General features: G+C 65.3%; 19 protein-coding genes. 9 read left to right on the plus strand and 10 right to left on the minus strand.

Features of this window, described 5'->3' with window-relative positions:
- A complete protein-coding gene (gene serA / locus WDN01_11190) occupies positions 1–1,578 on the plus strand; it encodes a phosphoglycerate dehydrogenase (GenBank protein MEJ0026581.1) in 1,578 nt (525 codons plus the stop codon).
- A gap of 36 nt (positions 1,579–1,614) precedes the next feature.
- Positions 1,615–2,172, plus strand: coding sequence for an isoprenylcysteine carboxylmethyltransferase family protein (locus tag WDN01_11195; GenBank protein ID MEJ0026582.1), 558 nt, complete (start codon positions 1,615–1,617; stop codon positions 2,170–2,172).
- Here the strand turns inward: WDN01_11195 and WDN01_11200 are convergent.
- The gene (locus WDN01_11200; GenBank protein ID MEJ0026583.1) at positions 2,169–2,453 is read right to left on the minus strand and encodes a putative quinol monooxygenase; all 285 of its coding nucleotides are present in this window, start codon (positions 2,451–2,453) and stop codon (positions 2,169–2,171) included. The two genes, WDN01_11195 and WDN01_11200, sit on opposite strands and share 4 nt — an antisense overlap.
- A gap of 123 nt (positions 2,454–2,576) precedes the next feature.
- Between WDN01_11200 and WDN01_11205 the strand changes: the two genes are divergently transcribed.
- Positions 2,577–3,980: a HAMP domain-containing sensor histidine kinase gene (locus tag WDN01_11205; protein ID MEJ0026584.1), complete on the plus strand. Its 1,404-nt coding sequence runs from the start codon at positions 2,577–2,579 to the stop codon at positions 3,978–3,980.
- A 4-nt stretch (positions 3,981–3,984) separates the two neighbouring features.
- Here the strand turns inward: WDN01_11205 and WDN01_11210 are convergent, their stop codons facing one another.
- Positions 3,985–4,782 (minus strand): crotonase/enoyl-CoA hydratase family protein, encoded by a 798-nt coding sequence (locus tag WDN01_11210; GenBank protein MEJ0026585.1) that lies wholly within the window; start codon positions 4,780–4,782, stop codon positions 3,985–3,987.
- Between the two features lie 116 nt (positions 4,783–4,898).
- Here WDN01_11210 and WDN01_11215 point away from each other — a divergent pair, with 116 nt between their 5' ends.
- The gene (locus WDN01_11215) at positions 4,899–6,365 is read left to right on the plus strand and encodes an ATP-binding protein (GenBank protein ID MEJ0026586.1); all 1,467 of its coding nucleotides are present in this window, start codon (positions 4,899–4,901) and stop codon (positions 6,363–6,365) included.
- Here WDN01_11215 and WDN01_11220 read toward each other — a convergent pair.
- The 3 genes from WDN01_11220 to WDN01_11230 form a co-directional block, all read right to left on the minus strand.
- Positions 6,362–7,492, minus strand: a complete 1,131-nt coding sequence (locus tag WDN01_11220) for an acyl-CoA dehydrogenase family protein (protein ID MEJ0026587.1) — start codon at positions 7,490–7,492, stop codon at positions 6,362–6,364. The genes WDN01_11215 and WDN01_11220 overlap by 4 nt on opposite strands.
- 139 nt (positions 7,493–7,631) lie before the next feature.
- Positions 7,632–8,819 carry an acyl-CoA dehydrogenase family protein gene (locus WDN01_11225; GenBank protein ID MEJ0026588.1) on the minus strand — a complete coding sequence of 396 codons (1,188 nt, stop codon included), beginning with the start codon at positions 8,817–8,819 and terminating at the stop codon, positions 7,632–7,634.
- 73 nt (positions 8,820–8,892) lie between these two features.
- Positions 8,893–9,186 carry a chorismate mutase gene (locus WDN01_11230; protein ID MEJ0026589.1) on the minus strand — a complete coding sequence of 98 codons (294 nt, stop codon included), beginning with the start codon at positions 9,184–9,186 and terminating at the stop codon, positions 8,893–8,895.
- A gap of 103 nt (positions 9,187–9,289) precedes the next feature.
- On the opposite strand from WDN01_11230, the gene WDN01_11235 reads away from it, so the two are divergent.
- Positions 9,290–10,060 carry an SDR family oxidoreductase gene (locus tag WDN01_11235; protein MEJ0026590.1) on the plus strand — a complete coding sequence of 257 codons (771 nt, stop codon included), beginning with the start codon at positions 9,290–9,292 and terminating at the stop codon, positions 10,058–10,060.
- 1 nt (position 10,061) lies between these two features.
- Complete coding sequence (locus WDN01_11240) at positions 10,062–10,865, plus strand: phytanoyl-CoA dioxygenase family protein (GenBank protein MEJ0026591.1); 804 nt, start codon at positions 10,062–10,064, stop codon at positions 10,863–10,865.
- Here the strand turns inward: WDN01_11240 and cydX are convergent, their stop codons facing one another.
- The 4 genes from cydX to cydP all read right to left on the minus strand — a co-directional run bounded on the left by cydX (position 10,866) and on the right by cydP (position 13,924).
- Positions 10,866–10,955, minus strand: coding sequence for a cytochrome bd-I oxidase subunit CydX (gene cydX, locus WDN01_11245; protein ID MEJ0026592.1), 90 nt, complete (start codon positions 10,953–10,955; stop codon positions 10,866–10,868).
- 132 nt (positions 10,956–11,087) lie between these two features.
- On the minus strand, positions 11,088–12,215 hold the full coding sequence (cydB, locus tag WDN01_11250) for a cytochrome d ubiquinol oxidase subunit II (protein ID MEJ0026593.1): 1,128 nt from the start codon (positions 12,213–12,215) through the stop codon (positions 11,088–11,090).
- The gene (locus WDN01_11255) at positions 12,212–13,771 is read right to left on the minus strand and encodes a cytochrome ubiquinol oxidase subunit I (protein MEJ0026594.1); all 1,560 of its coding nucleotides are present in this window, start codon (positions 13,769–13,771) and stop codon (positions 12,212–12,214) included. Before WDN01_11255 ends, cydB begins: the two co-directional genes overlap by 4 nt.
- 3 nt (positions 13,772–13,774) lie before the next feature.
- Entirely contained in the window at positions 13,775–13,924 is a 150-nt protein-coding gene (gene cydP / locus WDN01_11260) for a cytochrome oxidase putative small subunit CydP (GenBank protein MEJ0026595.1), read from the minus strand.
- A gap of 226 nt (positions 13,925–14,150) precedes the next feature.
- On the opposite strand from cydP, the gene WDN01_11265 reads away from it, so the two are divergent.
- The 3 genes from WDN01_11265 to WDN01_11275 are packed head-to-tail and all read left to right on the plus strand — an operon-like array spanning position 14,151 to position 17,035.
- Positions 14,151–16,100, plus strand: a complete 1,950-nt coding sequence (locus WDN01_11265; GenBank protein MEJ0026596.1) for an FAD-dependent oxidoreductase — start codon at positions 14,151–14,153, stop codon at positions 16,098–16,100.
- 14 nt (positions 16,101–16,114) lie between these two features.
- Positions 16,115–16,783 carry a nitroreductase gene (locus tag WDN01_11270; protein MEJ0026597.1) on the plus strand — a complete coding sequence of 223 codons (669 nt, stop codon included), beginning with the start codon at positions 16,115–16,117 and terminating at the stop codon, positions 16,781–16,783.
- 60 nt (positions 16,784–16,843) lie between these two features.
- On the plus strand, positions 16,844–17,035 hold the full coding sequence (locus WDN01_11275) for a hypothetical protein (protein MEJ0026598.1): 192 nt from the start codon (positions 16,844–16,846) through the stop codon (positions 17,033–17,035).
- Positions 17,036–17,038: 3 nt separating this feature from the next.
- Here the strand turns inward: WDN01_11275 and WDN01_11280 are convergent, their stop codons facing one another.
- Positions 17,039–17,740 (minus strand): SDR family NAD(P)-dependent oxidoreductase, encoded by a 702-nt coding sequence (locus WDN01_11280; GenBank protein MEJ0026599.1) that lies wholly within the window; start codon positions 17,738–17,740, stop codon positions 17,039–17,041.
- Between the last annotated feature and the right edge of the window lie 95 nt (positions 17,741–17,835).

Here is a 17,835-nt window from a genome sequence, read left to right on the forward strand (position 1 = left end):
ATGCCCAAAGTCCTTATCGCCGACAAGCTGTCGCCCGCCGCCGTCGCCATCTTCAAGGAACGCGGCGTCGAAGCCGATGTGAAGACCGGCCTTGCGAAAGACGAGCTGCTCAAGATCGTCGATCAATATGACGGCATCGCCATCCGCTCCGCGACCAAGGTCACGGCCGAGGTCATCAAGGCGGCCAAGAACCTGAAGGTCGTCGGCCGCGCCGGCATCGGCGTCGACAATGTCGACATCCCGGCCGCGACCGCCGCGGGCGTCATCGTGATGAACACGCCGTTCGGCAATTCGATCACCACCGCCGAACACGCCATCTCGCTGATGCTGGCGCTGGCGCGGGAGCTTCCCGCCGCCAACGCCTCCACCCAGGCGGGCAAGTGGGAGAAGAACCGCTTCATGGGCGTCGAGATCACCGGCAAGGTGCTCGGCCTGATCGGCGCCGGCAATATCGGCTCCATCGTCGCCGACCGGGCGCGCGGCCTGAAGATGCGTGTCGTCGCCTACGATCCCTATCTCTCGCCCGAGCGGGCGCAGGATCTGGACGTGGAGAAGGTCGAACTCGCGGACCTTCTGGCGCGCGCCGATTTCATCACGCTGCATGTGCCTTTGACGGCCGAGACCAGGAATATCCTGTCGGCGGACGCGATCAACAAGACGAAGAAGGGCGTGCGGATCATCAACTGCGCGCGCGGCGGGTTGATCGACGAGGCGGCGCTGAAGGTGGCGTTGGATTCCGGACATGTGGCGGGCGCGGCGCTCGACGTGTTCGAGGAGGAACCGGCCAAATCCAATATCCTGTTCGGCAACGAGAAGGTCATCGCGACGCCGCATCTCGGCGCCTCGACCAGCGAGGCGCAGGAAAATGTCGCGTTGCAGGTGGCAGAGCAGATTTCCGACTATCTGCTGACCGGTGCGATCACCAATGCGCTCAACATGCCGGCGATCACGGCGGCGGAGGCGCAGAAGGTGCGTCCGTGGATTTCGCTCGCCGAAAAGCTCGGCTCGTTCTGCGGCCAGGTGACGGAGACCAGCATCCTGGGCGTGGAAATCCTCTACGAAGGCATCGCCGCGGAGCTGAACCAGCGCGCGCTGACCCAGGCCGTGCTCGCCGGACTGCTCAAGCCGACCCTGTCGGGCGTGAACATGGTCAACGCGCCCGTGGTCGCGAAGGAACGCGGCATCGTGATCACCGAATCGCGCCGACCGCGACAGGGCATCTATGAAGGCTATATCCGGGTGGCGGTGGACCTGGGCGGCACGAAGCGGCGCGTCGCCGGCACGGTGTTCTCCGCCGGACAGCCGCGCTTCATCCAGATCAAGGACATCAATCTGGAAGCCGAGTTCGCACCGAACATGCTGTACGTCGTGAACGAGGACAAGCCGGGCTTCATCGGAAGGCTCGGCACGCTTCTGGGCGACGCCAAGGTCAATATCGCGAACTTCAACCTGGGGCGCGGCGAGCCCGGCGGCGAGTCGATCTGCCTGGTCGAGGTCGACGGGCCGGTCGACGAGAAAGTGCTGGCCGAGATCCGCAGGATTCCGCATGTGCGCCACGCCAAGGCCATTGCTTTCTGAGGTCGGACGCACCACCTCACGCAAAACGGAGGGGCGATGTCGATCAGGGTGCTGTTTTACGCCATCTGGGTCGCCTGGGCGGTGTCGTGGTTCGTCGCCGCGGCCTGGACGTCGCGCACGCAGAAGCGACCAGCCTTCAGCGTAACCTATCGCATCTTCACGCTGGTCGGCGCCATACTGCTGCTGGACATCGTACCCCTACCCCGGGTGACGCTGTGGCTCGCGCCCAACGGCGTCGTGCTGGCGCTCGCGGCGGTGACTGCGGCGGGGTTCGCCTTCTCCTGGTGGGCGCGAATCCATCTCGGCCGGCTGTGGTCCGGCGCCATCACGCGCAAGGAAAACCACCGGGTCGTCGACACGGGGCCTTATCGCATCGTGCGGCACCCGATCTACACAGGCATCATCGTCGCGAGCTACGCCACGGCCGCGGCGCAAGGCACGTTGGCGGTTTTCGCCGGCGCGACACTCATGGCGCTCGGCTGGTACATCAAGGCGCGGCTCGAAGAGCGATTCCTGCGCACGGAATTGGGCGCCGAGGCGTATGACGCCTATGCGCGCAAGACCGCGATGCTGGTGCCGTTCGCGAGATTCTAGACCGTCTCGAGAATCTGGATTTCGGGCCGGCCCGTCATGACGGGGCCCATGTTCACGCCGATCATCTTGAAGTGCTCGGAATTGCGGTGCGCTTCCACCGCCGCCTGGTCGGCATAGACCTCCATCACGACATAGGTCGTGGGATCGGCCTTGCAGAACTGGTAGAACAGGTTGCCCGGCTCCTTGGCGCGCACCGCAGCCATCAGGTCCTTCGCCACGGCCTCGAACGCCGCGTTCGTGCCTTCCTTGATCTTGATCGTCGCGATCACGCCGATAGCCATGCAATCCTCCAATGATTGACCGGGCAGGACGGTAAACCGGCCGTTAGCCAAGCGCAAAGCGCCTTTAGTCCAATTTAACCTGCCCTGCCCCATCTTTACCGCGTCACGCCTTCCGGGGAAGGGATGTCCGCGAGTCCGCCGAGCACGAGTACCGGCGCGCGCGAGCAAAAGCTCGCGCTGGATCAACTCGGCCTGGCGTTGCGCAATCTCCAACCCAATGCGTGGATGATGCCGGCGCTCGCCGCCGTGATCTGCATCCTGTTCCGTCAGTGGTTGCCGGCAGGGCAGCTTGTCCTATGGTTCGCCGTCGTGGCGGTGGCCGGAATCCCGATCGCGCTGGTGTCGCGGCGCTATGGCGCAGGGATGCCGGCCGAAGGCGGCCGGCCCCTGCTGATCGCCACGGCCGCCTATTTCGTGTTCGCCGTCGGATGGGCATCGCTCGGCTTCTTCCTCTGGGTGCCGCATAACGACCTCGCCTGCCTGATCGTCATCATGCTGCTGGCCTGCACGGTCGCGGGAAACGGAGCGCTGGTCGGCGCGAGCCGGGCGCTGACGATCGTGTCCTATGGCTGCTATGGCCTTTCGCTGGTGCTGGCGCCGCTGCAGAGCGGCGGCACGGTCTATAACGGGCTGGCGCTGCTGGCGGTGCTCTACATCGCTTATATGATCTACATGTCGCGTCAGATATTCCTGACGGCGCGCGACATGCTGCTGCTGCGGTACGAGAAGAACGATCTCATCGACGCGCTGGCGCGCTCCAAGGCGGAATCGGACGCCGCCCGCGAGCACGCGGAGGCCGCGAGCCGCGCCAAGTCCCAGTTCCTCGCCAATATGAGCCACGAGCTGCGCACGCCGCTCAACGCCATACTGGGCTTTTCCGAGATGATCACGTCGCGGGTGTTCGCGGAAAAGCCGAACAAGCACTATGAATATGCCGGCCTTATCCACGATTCCGGCCATCACCTGCTGACGCTGATCAACGACATCCTCGACCTCGCCAAGATCGAGGCGGGGAGCTGGACGTTGCGCGAATCCGAATTCGACCTGGCGGCGATCGCGGTCGAGACGACGGCGATGGTGCGGCCCCGCGCCGAAGCCAATGGCAGCAGCCTCGAAACCCGGATCGAGCAAGGCCTGCCGCGCCTGCGTTGCGACGAGCGCGCCCTCAAGCAGATCCTGCTGAACCTCATGTCCAACGCGATCAAATTCACCCCGCAAGGGGGCCGCGTGACCGTGTTCGCGCGAGCCGGCCGGGACGGCGGCGTCGTGTTCGGCGTGAGCGATACGGGCGTCGGCATCGCGCGCGAAGACCAGGAGCGCGTATTCCAGAATTTCGGTCAGGGCCGTCACGACGTCGTCATCGCCGACAAGGGCACCGGCCTCGGGCTTCCGATCGTCAAGGGCCTGGTCGAGGCACATGACGGCCGCATCGAGCTGTTGAGCACGGTCGGCGAAGGCACGACCGTGATCGTGCACCTGCCCGCCGCCCGCGTCGTCGCGGCCAAGGCGATGGCCGTCGCGGTTTAGGGCCTTACTGCCCCTTGTAGATGCCCTGGCGCTTTTCGAAGAAGGCGGAGACGGCCTCCTGATGATCCTCGGTCAGATGCGCCAGGGACTGATAGGCGGCGGACATCTCCATGATGATGTCGAAGCTGACGTTCTGCCCCTCGCGCATCATGCGCTTGGTCATGCGCAGGACATCCGGCGGCTGACGCACGATCCGGGCGGCCAGGGCGCGCGCCTCATCCATCAGCGTGGCCGCCGGCACGACACGGCTGACGAGGCCCCAGGCGAGCGCGGTCTGCGCGTCTACCGTGTCGCCGGTGAAGAACAGCTCGGCGGCGCGGGCATGGCCGATGGTGCGCGGCAGAATCCACGAGCCGCCATCACCCGGCACCAGGCCGATGCGCAGGAAGGTCGCGCCGAAGACCGCCGTGTCGGCGGCGAGCCGCATATCGGCAAGACAGGCGACGTCGTTGCCGAGGCCGATGGCGGGGCCGTTCACCGCCGCGATCAGGGGCACTTCGAGGTTCCACAGGCTCTTGACGATGCGATGGATACCGGTGCGGTAGCGCTCGCGAATGTGGATGCCGGCGCCGGCGAAGCTGCCGGAGCGCTCGCGCATCGCCTTCACATTGCCTCCGGCCGAGAAAGCGGAACCGGCGCCCGTCAGGATCGCGCAGCGCACTTCGCGGTCGTCATTGATCGCGGCGCAGGCCTCGGCGAAGAGCGGGCCATCGCCCTCCTCACCCAGGGGATTGCGGCTCTCCGGGCGGTTGATCGTGAGCGTGACGACGGTACCGTTCTTCTCGAGCAGCAAGGCGGGCATGAGTTTCTCTCCATATAGGGTAAAGACGAATTTACCATCCTTCAGGCGTGAGGGCGAAAAGCTCCATTAACGGGTGGCGGCGCATTCTGGCATCGAGAAGCATCGCGGAGCCGACGTTGATATCGATCGCCGCCTTGGGCGGGCAAGCCGTACGGACGATCGCGGATTTCCGCGCCGACATCCTGCGCTCGCTGTTCCCCTCGACGCCGACCGAACTGAGGCTGGTCGACGACCAGCTTGCCATGGCGCACAAGGGGACATGGGCCAACATGTTCGTCGCGCCCCTGGCGGCGGCCCTGCTCTCGCTCGCCGAATATCACCTGCTGCCGCTTCGGCATCTCGTCTTCTGGCCGTGCGCGCTCGCCCTCGGCTATACCGCCGGCACGCTTTACTATCGCAGGCTTCTGGCGACAGCGGACCATTCGCAGGCCGACATCCGGCGGCGTTCGCGCGCTTTCGCTCGTCTCACCATCGTCCTGGGCGGCCTCTGGTGCGGCATGTGCTACGACCTTCTGGTGCCGGGCAATATCGAGAGCGAAGCCATGATGTTCACGGCTCTCGCCTGTTCGCTGTCGGCCTGGAGCTCGATCGGGGCGTATCATCTGGCCTCGGCGGCGGGGGCGATGCCGGGATACTTCGCCACGCTGCTGGCCATTCCGCTGGCCGATAGCCGGACCGGCGGCTTCCTGCTCGCGGGCCTGGCGATCGGCTACTGGATATTGATGCGCGCCCATCTGATGATGAACTATACCACGCGCGAGCGCATGCTGCTTCTGGAGTATGAGCGTTCCGGGCTGATCGACAATCTGAAAGCGGCCAAGGATGAATCCGATGCTGCGCGCTACAAGGCCGAACAAGCGAGCATGGCGAAGTCCGCCTTTCTCGCCAATATGAGCCACGAGCTGCGCACGCCGCTGAACGCGATCCTCGGCTTTTCCGAAATCATCGCGACAAAGGCGATGGGACCGGGAGCGATCGCGCAATACGCGGAATACGGAGGCTATATCCACGGATCGGGCGAGCACCTGCTCTCGCTGATCAACGACATCCTGGACCTCGCCAAGATCGAAGCCGGCCGCCTCAGCCTGCGCGAGGCCGAACTCGACCTGCGCGTCTCGATGGACGAGGTCGCGCAGATGATGAGGGCGCGCGCGGTCGCCGGCGGCCTGACGCTGGCCGTGCATGTCGAGCGGGCTTTCCCGAACGTGTTCGCCGACGAGCGGGCGGTGCGTCAGATCCTCGTCAACTTGGCGTCCAACGCGATCAAGTTCACCCAGCCCGGCGGTCGCGTGACGGCGTTCGCGAACGTACTCCGGGACGGCACGCTGGCCTTCGGCATCGCCGACAACGGGGTCGGCATCCCGCCGGAGGAGCACGCCAAGGTGTTCGAGAGCTTCGGACAGGGCCGTCACGACGCCATCCTGGCGGACAAGGGCACGGGATTGGGCCTTCCCATCGTCAAGGGGCTGGCCGAGGCGCATGGCGGCCGCGTCACGCTGCAGAGCGCCCGGAACGAAGGCACGCGCGTCACCGTCGTCCTGCCGCGCGAGCGGGCGCGCATGAAGCTGCGGGCGGCGAGCTAGCCCAGCGCGGCGAAGCGCTTCAAGTGGTGGTCGGTGTTGCCGAACAGCGTGTCGATCAGGGTCAGCCGCTTGAAATAGTGGCCGACATTGAGCTCGTCGGTCATGCCGATGCCGCCATGGACCTGGACCGCCTGCTGGCCGACATAGCGACCGGCCTTGCCGACCGTCACCTTCGCCGCCGAAGCCGCCTTGGCGCGTTCCACCTCGCTCTCGCCGAGCTTGAGCGTGACCATGAGCGTGATCGAAACCGACTGCTCGTACTGCACGAACATGTCGACCATGCGATGCTGGAGCACCTGGAACTTGCCGATCGGCACGCCGAACTGCTTGCGGGTCTTCGAATATTCGACCGTGGTGTCGACCAGCACCTTCATCGCGCCGGTCGCCTCGGCGCAGATCGCGGCGATGGCCTCGTCGACTGCCTTCTCGACCAGCGGCAGGCCGCCATCGGCCGGGCCGATCAGCGCTGCGGCGGGCACCTCGACATTCTCGAAGGTGATCTCGGAGGCGCGATAGGAATCGACCGTCGGATAGTCCCGCGTGGTGATGCCCTTGGCCTTCTTGTCGACGACGAAGACGCTGACACCGCTACGTTCGCGCTGGCCGCCCGCGGTGCGCGCGGTAACGATCAAATGATCGGCCCAGGGCGCGCCGAGCACCACGGCCTTCTGGCCGTTCAGCACATAGCCCGAGCCCTGCTTCTTCGCCGTGGTCGTGAGATCGGCGAGATTGTAGCGGCCCTTGGGCTCGGCGAAGGCGAAGGCGAGCAGCGTCTCGCCGGCGGCGATCTTGCCCAGCCATTCGGACTTCTGCGCCTCGCTGCCGCCGGCATTCACGAGGCCGCCGCCGATCACGACCGTCGGCACATAGGGCTCGACCACCAGCGCCTTGCCGAACTCCTCCATGATCACGAGGTTGTCGACCGCGCCGCCGCCCAGTCCGCCATATGCCTCCGGCAGCGCCGCCGCGAACAGGCCGAGCTCGGCGAACTGCTTCCAGTGGTTGGGATCGCGGCCCGTTTCGCCGCGCGTGAACTTGCGCCACTGCTCGAATTTGTAGTTGTCGGCCAGGTATTTCGAGACCGAATTGCGCAGGAGCGTCTGCTCTTCGCTGAAGGAGAAATCCATTGTCGTTTCCTAACGTGTTTCCTCCCCCGCTGTTGCGGGGGAGGTGCCGAGCGGGGCGAGGCGGAGGGGGCCTCCTCCGTCACGGCTTCGCTGCGCTTCGCCGTGCCACCTCCCCCGCAACAGCGGGGGAGGAAATTCATCACAGTCCCAGCACCGCCTTGGCGATGATGTTGCGCTGGATCTCGTTCGAGCCGCCGTAGATCGAGGCCTTGCGCATGTTGAAGTAGTGGCCGGCCTCGCCCAGCGCATAGTCCGGGCCGATGAACTCGTTGCTGCCCAGCATGCGCTCATTGGGGTAGGCGAAGTAGCCGATCGCCTCCACCGTCAATTCCGTGATGCGCTGCTGGATCTCGGTGCCGCGGATCTTGAGGATCGAGCTTTCCGGACCCGCCATGTGGCCCTTGGCTTCCTGCGCGAGGGTGCGGAGCTCGGTGTATTCGAGCGCCGCGAGGTCAATCTCCAGATCGGCGATCTTGCGCGCGAAATCCTCGTCCTCGATCAGCGGCACGCCGTCCAGCGTCTCAGCGCGGGCGATGTCCTTCAGCCGCTGCGTCGCCTTCTTGGAGCGCGCGGTGCCGGCGATGCCGGAGCGCTCGTTGACGAGCAGGAATTTGGCGTAGGTCCAGCCCTTGTTCTCCTCGCCGACGCGGTTGGCGACCGGCACCTTGACGTTGTCGAAGAACACCTCGTTCACCTCATGCGCGCCGTCCAGCACGATGATCGGCTTGACGGTGATGCCGGGCGTCTTCATGTCGATGAGAAGGAAGGTGATGCCTTCCTGCTGTTTCACATTGGGATCGGTGCGCACGAGGCAGAAAATCCAGTCGGCATATTGCGCCAGCGTGGTCCAGGTCTTCTGGCCGTTGACGATGTAATAGTCGCCCTCGCGCACCGCCTTGGTGCGGAGCGAGGCGAGGTCGGAGCCCGAGCCCGGCTCGGAATAGCCCTGGCACCACCAATCCTCGCCGGAGAGGATGCGCGGCAGGTATTTCTGCTTCTGCTCGTCATTGCCGAAGGTGAAGATCACCGGCGCCACCATGTTGAGGCCGAAGGGCAGCGTGGTCGGCATCTCGGCGTTGGCGACTTCCTCGTTGAAAATGTAACGCTGCGTCACGTTCCAACCGGTTCCGCCATACTGCTTGGGCCAAAGCGGCGCGACCCAGCCCTTCTTGTAGAGAAGCTTGTGCCAGGCGAGGTAGTCGTCCTTGGAGCGCGTGCCGGCCTCCGGCGCGCCGATCGCGGCGGGCAGCTTGGGCTTGGCCTCGGCGATGAAGGCGCGGACCTCCTGGCGAAAGGCTTCTTCTTCGGGCGAAAAGGAAAGGTCCATAGGCGGCTCCCGCGGGGCTGGGCTTTTATTGTCGGGCCATGATAGCGACCGCGCGCCGCCCTTCAAGGGCGCGTCAGGAATGCTGCTGGCGGATCGCTTCGTGGTGGCGGATCACTTCGGTGACGATGAAATTGAGGAATTTCTCGGCGAAATCGGGATCGAGCTTGGCGCTATCGGCAAGCTGGCGCAGGCGCGCGATCTGCTGGGCTTCGCGCGCCGGGTCGGCCGGCGGAAGGCCGTGCGCCGCCTTGTATACGCCGACCGCCTGGGTGCAGCGGAAGCGTTCCGCCAGCATGTGGATCAGCGCGGCGTCGATATTGTCGATGCTGTCGCGCAGCCTGAGCAGTTCGGGATGTGGCGCGGCCATGGCGAAAGCCCTTAAATCCGGCCTTCCTCATAGCGACGGCAAGGTTTGACAGCAACTGCGCTTGTGTAAAACATCGCCGCCAACGCCATTTCGGAGAACCACGATGAAGGACCTTTTCTCGCTCGCCGGCAAGACGGCCCTGATCACCGGAGGCTCCCGCGGCATCGGCCGGATGATCGCCGAGGGCTTCCTGCACCAGGGGGCCAAGGTCTACATCTCGGCGCGCAAGGGCGGCCAGCTCGAGGAGACGGCCAAGGAGCTGTCGGCGATCGGGCCGTGCATCGCGATCACCTCGAACGCGTCCGGCGCGGACGGCGCCAAGGCGATGGCGGACGCCTATCTCAAATACGAGAACAAGCTCGACATCCTGGTGAACAATGCCGGCGCGGCCTGGGGCGCCGAGTTCGACGAATTCCCCGAGAGCGGCTGGGACAAGGTCATGGACCTGAACGTCAAGACGCCGTTCTTCCTGACGCAGGCGCTGCACCATGCGCTGCGCGCCGCCGGCGCCAGGGAACGGCTGGCCAAGGTGATCAACATCGCGTCCGTGGACGGCATCTCGGTGAACATGCAGGAGACCTATTCCTACGCGGCCTCGAAATCCGGCCTCATCCATCTCACCAAGCGCATGGCGATGCGGCTGATCCGCGACAATATCGCGGTGAGCGCGATCGCGCCGGGCGCCTTCGCCTCCGACATGAACCGCGAGGCGCGCGATCACGGCGACGCCGTCTCCAAGATGATCCCGGCGCGCCGCATCGGAACGACCGAGGACATGGCGGGCGCGGCGATCTTCCTCGCCAGCCGCGCCGGCGACTATGTCGTCGGCTCGACGATCATCGTCGACGGCGGCGTGACCTATACGCGGGGTTGAGATGTCCGCACCGGTTCGCGAGATCAGGCCGCATCCGCTCAACAAGGACTTCGCGTGGTCGATGCCGGCGCCGAAGGGTTTGCGGGCGCTGACGCCGGAGCAGTACGCGCAGTTCGACGACCAGGGCTTCGTCAGGCTCGAAGGTGTGTTCACGCCGGAAGAGGTCGCGGCCGTCGCCGCCGCGATCGATCCGCTGGAGGCCAAGGCGGAAGAGCAGCTCCGCAGCATGGGCGGGCGCATTTCGATCTCCGAGGCCGACGTCATCACCTTCACGATCCACATGGTGACCAAATCCGACGTGCTGAAGCGCTTCGCGGCGCATCCGAAAATCCAGGCGATCTGCCACGACCTGATCGGCGGCGCGGTGCGGCTCTATTGGGACCAGTCGGTCTACAAGAAGACCGGTAAGGCGCAGGAATTCCCCTGGCACCAGGACAACGGCTACACCTTTATCCAACCGCAGCAGTACCTGACGCTGTGGATTCCGCTGGTCGATGTCGACGCGGAGAACGGCTGTCCCTGGATCGCGCCGGGCGTGCACAAGCGCGGCACGCTGGCGCACTGGCTGACGCCGCTCGGATTCAAATGCCTGGAGACCGTACCGGACGCGGTGTGCGTGCCGGGCAAGGCGGGCGACGTGATCGCGTTCTCCTCGCTGGCGCCGCACCGCACGGGGCCCAATCTGGTCAAGGGGTCGGTGCGCAAGGCCTATATCCTGCAATACGCCCCCGACGGCGCCTATACGACGCGCAACGGCGTCAAGGCGCGGCAGGACGACGAGGCGCGGCAGTTCAGGATATCGTGATCACTCTTCGTCGAACTCGATCCACATCGCGTTCAGGACGGCGAAGGCGACCGCGAAACCCAGGCCCAGAATCCAGGCGAAGTACCACATTCCGGCGTCCTTCCGATTCAAATCCGATTGTCATTCCCGCGAAGGCAGGAATCCAAGGCAGCCGGCACGGCGTGTGGCCTGGATGCCCGCCTTCGCGGGCATGACAGTCTTATTGTTGAAAAAGCGATCATCTCAATACGCTCCGTGATCGCGGGCGATGTCCTCGGTGCGCACCGGACCGCGCATCACGCGGTAGACCCAGCCGCTGTAGGCCAGCACCAGGGGCAGGAAGAGCGCGACACAGCCGAGCATGATCGCAAGCGTCAACTTGCTGGACGACGCATCCCAGACGGTCAGGCTGGCGTTCGGCTCGCTCGACGAGGGCAACAGGAAGGGGAATAGCGCAAAACCGGCCGTGGCGACGGTCGCGGCGACGGCAAGACCCGACGACAGCAGGGCCAGCACCGGCCGCGGGCGCAGAACGATCGCGGCCAGCGCGCCGGCATTCGCCAGAAGCGGCGCCAGCCAGAGCGCGGGATGTGCCGCGTAATTGTCCAGCCAGTTCACCGGCGGATCGCGATAGACCAGCTTATGCAGCGGGTTCGATGGCCCGTCCGGCAGGACGACCGACGTGATCCGGTAACCGTCGATGACGCTGACCCACAGGCCCGACAGGTCGAACAGGACGATGAAGGCCAGCGCCGCGAACGGAACGATGCGGCGCGCTCGCAGTCCAACGGGACCATCAGCCTTCAGCGATAGCCAGGTCGCGCCGTGCAGCGTCAGCATGGCGAGGCTCACCAGTCCGAACGCCAGCGCGAAGGGCCTGAGCAGGCCGATAAGCGTTATCTCCGAATGAAACCGCAGCTCCGCGTCGAAGCCGAAGGGCACGCCGAGGAACAGATTGCCGAAGGCGACGCCGAAGATCAGCGCCGGCACTAAGCCGGTGACGAACAGCACGCCGTCCCACCAGGCACGCCAGCGGGTGTTCGCCAGCTTGCTGCGATAGACGATGGCGAGCGGCCGGAAGATCAGCGACGCCAGCACCGCGAACATCGCCAGATAGAGGCCGGAGAACGATGCCGCGTAGAGCGCGGGCCATGCGGCGAAGATCGCCCCGCCCCCGAGGACGAACCAGACCTGGTTGCCCTCCCAGAACGGGCCGATGGTGTTGATCACCTGGCGGCGTTCAAGATCGTTGCGCGCGACGAAAGGCGAAAGCATGGCGCTGCCGAGGTCGTAACCGTCGGTGACCGCGAAGCCGATCAGCAGAATGCCGAGCAGCGCCCACCAGATCAGGCGGAGAAGTTCGTACCTCATGCGACCACCTCCCCGCGCATGCCCGGCGCGGCGACGGGATGGCCGAGCGTCTCGTCGGGTCCGAGGCGGATGTATTTGACCATCAGATAGACGTCGGCGACGGCAAGACCGGAATAGAAGACGACGAAGCCCAGCAGGCTGAACAGCACGTTGTGCGCGTCGGTGCCCGAGACGCCGAGGAAGGTCGGCAGCACGCCCTCGATCACCCAGGGCTGGCGGCCATATTCCGCGACGATCCAGCCGAGCTCGGCGGCCAGCCAGGGCAGCGGCAGGCTGGCGAAGGCGGCGATGAGAAAGAGCCTATAGCGGTCGAGCCGGCGCGTCGCCGAGAGATAGAACGCACAGCCGAACAGGGCGATGAACCAGAAGCCGCAGGCGACCATCAGGCGGAAGGCCCAGAACAGCACCGGCACGTTGGGGATCGTCGTTTCCGCGGCGCGGGCGATGTCGGCGTCGGTTGCGTGTTCGATATCCGGGCGGAAGCGCTTGAGCAGCAGCGCATAGCCGAGATCGGCGACATGGGCGTCCAACTGCGCGCGCAATTGGACGTTGCCGCGGTCGGCGCGGAGCTTTGCCAGCGTGTCATAGGCGATCAGGCCATTTCGGATGCGTGTCGCCGCGAGCTTCACCAGATCGTTGATGCCGGGCACGACGGTGTCGGTCGACCTGGTGGTGATGAGGCCTAGGACCCAGGGGATTTTCACCGCGTAGTCGGTGCGCCTGCCGGCCAGATCTGGGATGCCGATCAGCGTGAAGGAGGCCGGCGCGGGCTCGGTCTCCCACATCGATTCGATGGCGGCGATCTTCATCTTCTGGTTGGCGGAGGCGGTATAGCCGCTCTCGTCCCCCAGCACGACGACGCAGAGGGCGCTCGCCAGGCCGAAGCTGGCGGCGACCGTCATCGAACGCAGCGCCAGGGCGCGGTGACGGTTCTGCAGGAGATACAGCGCCGAGATCGCCAGGACGAAGACCGATCCGGTGACGTAGCCGGCCGCGACGGCGTGCACGAATTTCGCCTGCGCCACGGGATTGAACAGAACCGCGGTGAAATCCGTGACTTCCATGCGCATCGTGTCGGGGTTGAATTTCGCGCCGACCGGGAACTGCATCCAGCCATTGGCGATCAGGATCCAGAGCGCCGACAAATTGCTGCCGAGCGCCACGCCGGCCGTCACCACCAGATGACCGACCTTCGACATCCGGTTCCAGCCGAAGAAGAAAAGCCCGACCAGCGTCGATTCGAGGAAGAAGGCCATCAGGCCCTCCAGCGCGAGCGGCGTGCCGAACACGTCGCCGACATAGTGCGCGTAATAGGCCCAGTTGGTGCCGAACTGGAATTCCATGGTGATGCCGGTCGCGACGCCCATGGCGAAGTTGATGCCGAACAGCGTGCCCCAAAATTTCGTCATGTCGCGCCAGATCGTGCGGCCGGTCATGACATAGACGCACTCGGTGATGACCAGGATCAGGGAAAGACCCAGCGTCAGCGGCACGAACAGGAAATGATAGAGCGCGGTGATCGCGAATTGCAGGCGCGAGAGCAGGACGATGTCCATGGCTTACCTCGCCGTTCCGAGGACGCGCGCCGAAACCTGCGGCGCGTCGTTCGCGGTGGGATGGCTGAAGAACAACAGGAACAGGGCGGTCAGCAGAACGAGCTTGCCGAGCAGAACGGCAACGATCTCCCGTCTCAGCACGCGGCGCACCATGAGGCACCCCCGAATCCGCGCGGCATTGTCTGCTTTGCGGTGCCGGATACAATACGGGCCGGCGCCGCGCGGCCTTTCGCCCGAATCCCAGCCGAACTTCCCGTTTCGCGGCCGCCTGTCCGAAACCGCCGGACGGCGAATTGACGTAGCGTTACCGCCTTCGCTTCGGCGTGGCGGGCGAGCCGGGCGGCAGGCTACACTTGCCGAAAATACCGGGAGACGATTCATGTCGGACACCGCACCGATCACGGAAAGCGACGACGTCCTCAAAACGGCGCTCGAACAGGCGCATCTGCCCAGCCTGATCGCGGCCTTGGTGCACATCACCGGCGACGAGAGCCTGGTCACGGGCGAGATCAAGCCGGTCTACGACTTCTTCGGCGACGGACAGGGCGGCCTCACGCCGGAGCAGCGCGCCGCCACCAAGGCGCGGGCGCTCGACGCGCTGAGGGCCCTGCGCGGGGACGCGACGCTGCCGCCGCAGCCGTCCTCCGACACGGTGCGCAAGCTGATGAACTTCGTCGCCGGGGCCGACATTCCCGAACGCTACATCCCGTTCCTGCGCGAGGAACTGGCGCTGGAGGGCGAGGACCTCAAAGCGGTCCACAGCCTCGAACAGCTTCCCGCCAGCGCCAAGCGCGACTTCCAGGTGCTGATCATCGGCGCCGGCATGTCGGGTCTGCTGGCAGCGATCCGCCTTCAGCAGGCGGGGATTGCCTATACGGTGGTCGAGAAGAACAGCGATGTCGGCGGAACCTGGATGGTCAATTCCTATCCCGGCTGCCGCGTCGACAATCCGAACCATCTCTATTCCTACTCGTTCGAGCCGAACCACGACTGGCCCTATCATTTCTCGACCCAGCCGCTGCTGTGGAAATACTTCCAGGGCGTCGCGGACAAATACGCGCTGCGGCCGCATATTCGTTTCAAGACCGAAGTGATCGAGTCGGCTTATGACGAAGCGCGCGCCGTATGGAACACGCGGGTGCGCGGCGCCGATGGCAAAGAGGAAATACTGGTCTCCAATGCGGTGATCACGGCGGTGGGGCAGCTGTCGCGGCCTCGGTTGCCGGATATCGAAGGCAGAGAGCGGTTCGAAGGCCGATCTTTCCACTCAGCGACTTGGAATCATTCGGTAAATCTCAAGGATAAGCGGGTCGCGGTGATCGGCACCGGCGCCTCGGCCTTCCAGTTCGTGCCGGAGATCGCGCCCGAGGTGGCGCAGCTCACCGTCTTCCAGCGCAATGCGCCCTGGCTGGGCCCGACGCCGAACTATCACGACAAGGTCGACGAGGGGAAAAAGTGGCTGCTCAAGCACGTTCCCTTCTATGCCAGATGGTACCGCTTCTGGCTGTGGTGGATGCTGACCGACGGCATCTATGAATTCGTCAAGGCCGATCCGGACTGGAAGACGCGCCCGGATTCGGTCGGGGCGATGAACGACATGCTGCGCGAGATGCTGACGCAGTACACAAGGAGCCAGCTCGAAGGCCGGCCCGAACTCCAGGAGGCCGCGACGCCGAACTATCCGCCGGGCGGCAAGCGCAGCGTGCGCGACAACGGCGTGTGGCTCGCGGCCCTCAAGCGGCCGAATGTCGAAACCGTGACCGCGCCGGTCGCCGAGATCACGCCGACGGGCATCAGGACCAGGGACGGCCGCGAATTTCCCGTCGACGTCATCATCTACGGCACCGGCTTCACCGCGAGCGAGTTCCTGGAGCCGATGCGGTTCACGGGCAAGGGCGGCGTCGATCTCCATGAACAGTGGAGCGGCGACGCGCGCGCCTATCTCGGCGTCACGGTGCCCAATTTCCCGAACCTTTTCATCATGTACGGACCCAACACCAATATCGTGGTCAACGGCTCGATCATCTTCTTCTCCGAATGCGAGATGCGCTACATCCAGGGCCTGCTCGAACTGCTGCTGCGCTCCAACGCCAGCGCCATCGAGGTGAAGGCGGACGTGCACGACGCCTTCAACGAGAAGGTCGACGCGATGAACCGGCAGATGGCCTGGGGCGTGCCGCAGGTCACGAGCTGGTACAAGAACAAAAAGGGCCGCGTGTCGCAGAACTGGCCGTGGCCGCTGGTCGATTACTGGAGCGCGACGCGGGCGCCCAATCCGGACGACTACGATCTTTCCGGTGCGCCGGACGCGCGGGCCGCGGCGGAATAGGAGTCTCCTTCCCCTTGCATGTCATCGATGCCCTTCATGCGCGCAAATCCGTGCGCGCGTTCCGCCCCGATCCCGTGCCGCGGGCGCTGATCGAGGAGCTGCTGACGCTCGCCAGCCGCGCGCCGTCGGGGACGAACATCCAGCCCTGGAAAGTGCATGTCGTGGCCGGCGAGGTGCGCCGGCGCCTCGAAGCCGAGGTGCTGGCGCATCGCGAGACAAGGCCGGACGACGACCGCGCCGAATTCCCGCGCGCCGGCAAACGCAAGGAGCCTTACATCGGACGCATGCGCAAGCTCGGCAAGGACATGTACTCCCTGATCGGAATCCCGAAGGGCGATCCGGCGGCGAACTGGGCGCAATGGGGACGCAACTACAAATTCTTCGACGCGCCGGTCGGGCTGATCTTCACCGTCGACAAGGACCTCGATGCGATGAGCTTCGTGGACATCGGCATGTTCCTGCAGAGCTTCATGCTGGCGGCCAAGGTGCGCGGGCTCGATACCTGCGCCCAGGGCGCCTGGAACAATTACTGGACCGTGACGCGCCGGGTGCTGAACGTGCCGGAGGACGAGTACATCGTCGTCGGACTGTCGCTCGGCTATGCCGACGACAGCCATCCGGTGAACACGCTGGTGAGCGAACGCGAGCCGGTGGAGCGCTTCGCGACCTTCCACGGGTTCTAGCGGCAGGGAACAAATCGCCCGTCGACACCGTTTACATGCCGGGTTCCACCAGGCCGCGCCATGTCCGCTTTCGTGCTCTACATCGCAGGGTTCTTCGTGCTGCTGGGCGGTCTTATCTACGGCGCGCTGCTGCTGCACATCCCGCAGACCTGGATCGTCGTCGGCACGCTCATCGTGCTCGGCCTGGGCATCATGGCCGCGGTTTCGCACACCAAGCAGCGCGATCCGCCGAGCGAAGCACCCAAGCCCTGACGATCACCAGGTCTCCCCATAGGGCCTGATCTCGACATTGAACGACCAGGCGCTTCGATCCTGGTGCGCGAGGTGAAACACCTCGTCGGCGATGGCGGCCGGCTTGATGAAGAAATCGTCGGGCCTGTCCTTGAAGCGCTCCCGCGTCCAGGAAACGTCGATCACCGCGTCGATCACGACATAAGCGACATGCACGCCCTTAGGGCCGGCATCGCGCGCGATCGACTCTGCCAGGATGCGCTGCGCCGCCTTGGTCGGCGCAAAGCCCGCGAAAGCGGCGCGGCCGCGCTGGGCCGCGGTGTTGCCGGTCGCGATCAGGGCGCCCTCCCCCTTCGCGATCATCGCCGGCACGAAGGCGCGGGCGAGATAGAGAAGACCCATCGCGTTCACCTGGAAGTTGCGGTTGAGGACCTCCGGCTCGATGTCGAGGAAGCCGCCGAAGGCGCCGCCGACCGCGTTGTGGATCACGACCGAGGGTTCGCCCAGATCGCGCCGGATGGCATCGGCGGCGTCCGCAACCTGTTCGGGCACGGAGACATCGCAGGGAAAGGCCTTGGCGCCCGCGACCTCTTTCTCCAGCGCGGCGAGGCGTTCGGCGTTGCGCGCCAGCATCGCGACGCGGTAGCCGCCGGCGGCGAAGCGCCGGGTCAGCGCCGCGCCCGTGCCCGGGCCGACGCCGGTGACGACGCAGATTTTGGAGGACATTCCGTTTGCTCCTTGCGTGGCGGTCCCGGCGGAACGGCTGCTCGGCCCGAAAAATCGCTGCGCGATTTTTCGACCTCCCCGCGCGCGGGGAGGTG

Source organism: Rhizomicrobium sp., from assembly GCA_037200985.1.
Classification (GTDB): Bacteria; Pseudomonadota; Alphaproteobacteria; order Micropepsales; family Micropepsaceae; genus Rhizomicrobium.

Excerpts from the sequence above, each read along its gene's own strand:
- serA (MEJ0026581.1), top strand. The coding sequence starts at position 1 with ATGCCCAAAGTCCTTATCGCCGACAAGCTGTCGCCCGCCGCCGTCGCC.
- WDN01_11195 (MEJ0026582.1), top strand. The coding sequence starts at position 1,615 with ATGTCGATCAGGGTGCTGTTTTACGCCATCTGGGTCGCCTGGGCGGTG.
- WDN01_11200 (MEJ0026583.1), bottom strand. The coding sequence starts at position 2,453 with ATGGCTATCGGCGTGATCGCGACGATCAAGATCAAGGAAGGCACGAAC.
- WDN01_11205 (MEJ0026584.1), top strand. The coding sequence starts at position 2,577 with ATGTCCGCGAGTCCGCCGAGCACGAGTACCGGCGCGCGCGAGCAAAAG.
- WDN01_11210 (MEJ0026585.1), bottom strand. The coding sequence starts at position 4,782 with ATGCCCGCCTTGCTGCTCGAGAAGAACGGTACCGTCGTCACGCTCACG.
- WDN01_11220 (MEJ0026587.1), bottom strand. The coding sequence starts at position 7,492 with ATGGATTTCTCCTTCAGCGAAGAGCAGACGCTCCTGCGCAATTCGGTC.
- WDN01_11225 (MEJ0026588.1), bottom strand. The coding sequence starts at position 8,819 with ATGGACCTTTCCTTTTCGCCCGAAGAAGAAGCCTTTCGCCAGGAGGTC.
- WDN01_11230 (MEJ0026589.1), bottom strand. The coding sequence starts at position 9,186 with ATGGCCGCGCCACATCCCGAACTGCTCAGGCTGCGCGACAGCATCGAC.
- WDN01_11235 (MEJ0026590.1), top strand. The coding sequence starts at position 9,290 with ATGAAGGACCTTTTCTCGCTCGCCGGCAAGACGGCCCTGATCACCGGA.
- WDN01_11240 (MEJ0026591.1), top strand. The coding sequence starts at position 10,062 with ATGTCCGCACCGGTTCGCGAGATCAGGCCGCATCCGCTCAACAAGGAC.
- cydX (MEJ0026592.1), bottom strand. The coding sequence starts at position 10,955 with ATGTGGTACTTCGCCTGGATTCTGGGCCTGGGTTTCGCGGTCGCCTTC.
- cydB (MEJ0026593.1), bottom strand. The coding sequence starts at position 12,215 with ATGAGGTACGAACTTCTCCGCCTGATCTGGTGGGCGCTGCTCGGCATT.
- WDN01_11255 (MEJ0026594.1), bottom strand. The coding sequence starts at position 13,771 with ATGGACATCGTCCTGCTCTCGCGCCTGCAATTCGCGATCACCGCGCTC.
- cydP (MEJ0026595.1), bottom strand. The coding sequence starts at position 13,924 with ATGGTGCGCCGCGTGCTGAGACGGGAGATCGTTGCCGTTCTGCTCGGC.
- WDN01_11265 (MEJ0026596.1), top strand. The coding sequence starts at position 14,151 with ATGTCGGACACCGCACCGATCACGGAAAGCGACGACGTCCTCAAAACG.
- WDN01_11275 (MEJ0026598.1), top strand. The coding sequence starts at position 16,844 with ATGTCCGCTTTCGTGCTCTACATCGCAGGGTTCTTCGTGCTGCTGGGC.
- WDN01_11280 (MEJ0026599.1), bottom strand. The coding sequence starts at position 17,740 with ATGTCCTCCAAAATCTGCGTCGTCACCGGCGTCGGCCCGGGCACGGGC.